Annotated in this window: 2 protein-coding genes and 1 pseudogene; 2 read left to right on the forward strand and 1 reads right to left on the reverse strand. The window is 49.0% G+C overall.

The window, feature by feature from the left end; genetic code table 11:
• Window positions 1-91 precede the first annotated feature (91 nt).
• Window positions 92-217, forward strand: coding sequence for a hypothetical protein (locus DWX91_RS18310; RefSeq protein ID WP_279220605.1), 126 nt, complete (start codon window positions 92-94; stop codon window positions 215-217).
• Between the two features lie 114 nt (window positions 218-331).
• Here the strand turns inward: DWX91_RS18310 and DWX91_RS16195 are convergent, their stop codons facing one another.
• On the reverse strand, window positions 332-574 hold the full coding sequence (locus DWX91_RS16195; RefSeq protein WP_147354440.1) for a hypothetical protein: 243 nt from the start codon (window positions 572-574) through the stop codon (window positions 332-334).
• A 19-nt stretch (window positions 575-593) separates the two neighbouring features.
• Here DWX91_RS16195 and istA point away from each other — a divergent pair.
• Window positions 594-2,143, forward strand: a pseudogene (gene istA, locus DWX91_RS16200) (IS21 family transposase).
• The last annotated feature ends 45 nt before the right edge of the window (window positions 2,144-2,188 follow it).

A 2,188-nucleotide genomic window follows, 5' to 3' on the forward strand; every position in this document is an offset into this window, starting at 1 on the left:
ATAGGCGGTCAAAAAAGTTGAGTACTTAACTTTTTTGACTCTGTATAGTGTGAGACTATTATGGCAGAAAAAGGAGTGGAGGAACAGGTACTTGCTATGGAGCGTTTACGATCAGAAAGCAGCTGAAGAAGCGAAAAAGTCGGAAGCCGAGGCTGTGGTTAAGAAACTGCTGGCCGGTGGTATGAGTGCTGATGAGATTCTTGAGAAGTTGAAGTGATTCTATTAGCCGTGTGAACTTCAGAAGTTCGCACGGTTATTTTTAGAGGTGGTGGTTAGTCAAAACTAATCGCGCTTCATAAAAATAGCCCCACCGTGGAGTGGGGGCAATCGATCAGTCATTGTCCTCTGCTCGTATTCGGAGCAGCTCGGTTTTCTCGTTTTCCGTTGCCGGCCGCACGGCAGACTTCTCTCCAAACTGAGTATTCTGGGCGATTCTGAACCGCCGTTCCGGCGCCACAGTACCGCTGTTCCATTTTAGACGATACCGCGATTCTGGGAATCGGATACCGAGGTTCCGGTCAGATGGTACCGTTTCCTTTATAATGAATTCATACGCTTTGCAGCGTAAATTCATTACGAAGGAGGTCACCATTATGACCAAGTATCGTGAGATCATCCGGCTTGCCGGATTGAATCTCAGCCAAACCAACATTGCCCTTAGCTGCAATGCATCCAAGACAACTGTCAACAAGGTGCTGAAGGCAGCCAAAGAGCAAAATCTTGTCTGGCCTCTGGATCCTAAACTTAGCGATCCAGTCTTAGGCAAGTTGCTTTTCCCTGAAGTGAAAGCGAAGCCAGCCACTTTAAAGCGGATGCCCGATTTCGAGCATGTCCGCAAAGAGCTTCTTCGAAACGGGGTGAATAAGAAGCTCCTTTGGACAGAGTATCTTGAAGAATGCCGTCTCTCCAAAGAAGAGCCACTTATGTACTCTCAGTTCTGCTACTACATCCAGCAGGATGAGCAGAAGCGCCGCGCCACTATGCATATCAACCGCAAGCCTGCGGAGCAGATTGAGGTCGACTGGGCAGGTGATCCTGCGCACATCATCGACCCAGATACCGGTGAAATTCTGGATGCCCAGATTTTCGTAGGTGTTATGACCTACAGTTAGTATCCATACGTAGAAGCCTTTATGGATCAGAAACAGGCGTCATGGATCGCAGCACACATCCACATGTACGAGTACTTTGGCGGTGTTGCAAAGATCCTCGTGCCAGACAACTGTCGCACTGCTGTGGATCATAATAATAAAAGCTGGAATGATCCACGGATCAATGCCGTCTATCAGGAAATGGCAGAACACTATAGCATCGCCATTATTCCGGCACGCGTCCGTTCTCCAAAGGATAAGCCTAATGCCGAGGGCAGTGTAGGCAATATTTCCACATGGATCACAGCAGCGCTACGGAACGAGCAGTTCTTTTCTCTCGGTGAGTTAAATCAGGCGATCCGGCAGAAACTGGAAGATTTCAGCCATCGCCCGTTCCAAAAGAAAGAGGGGAGTCGGTATGAAATCTTCCGCGACGAAGAACTGCCATTGCTGGCTCCGTTACCTGCTACCCCATATGAACTGGCGGAATGGAGACAAGCCACCGTTCAGTTCAATTATCACATAGCGTTTGCAGGAATGCTATACTCCGTTCCACATGAGTAGTTGATGTGAGAGTCACAAACAAGACCATTGAGGTTTTCTACAACCACAATCGAATCGCGTCCCACCGTCGACTGTATGGTCGCAAAGGTCAGTATAGCACAATCACAGAGCATATGCCGCCTTCTCATCAGCAGTATCTTGAGTGGAACGGCGACCGCTTCCGGCAATGGGCGAAGCGCATCGGTTCCAGTACCTACCAGACCGTGGATGCAATCCTTACCTCCAAGCTGGTAGAACAGCAATCCTACCGTAGTTGCATGGGACTTTTAAAGCTGGCCGACAAGTATTCTGTCGATCGGCTGGAAGCCGCCTGCTGCAAGGCGCTCACCTTTATAGCCACTCCGAGCTATAAAAGCATCAAGAACATACTTGATACCGGGAGTGACCGAACAGAGCCAGCTGACAAAGCTGCGGTAACCGATAGCCATACGAGCTCAGAAAAAAGCAGCCACGCACTTACACGGGGTGCGGATTACTACAGGAGGTAAGGAACCATGACTACACAGAGCACTATAGATAAACTCATCGAAATG

Source organism: Clostridium sp. AF22-10 (assembly GCF_003478725.1).
GTDB classification, from domain to species: Bacteria; Bacillota; Clostridia; order Lachnospirales; family Lachnospiraceae; genus Otoolea; species Otoolea fessa.

Coding starts and splice junctions, on each gene's coding strand:
- DWX91_RS16195 (WP_147354440.1), bottom strand. CDS start 574: ATGAATTTACGCTGCAAAGCGTATGAATTCATTATAAAGGAAACGGTA.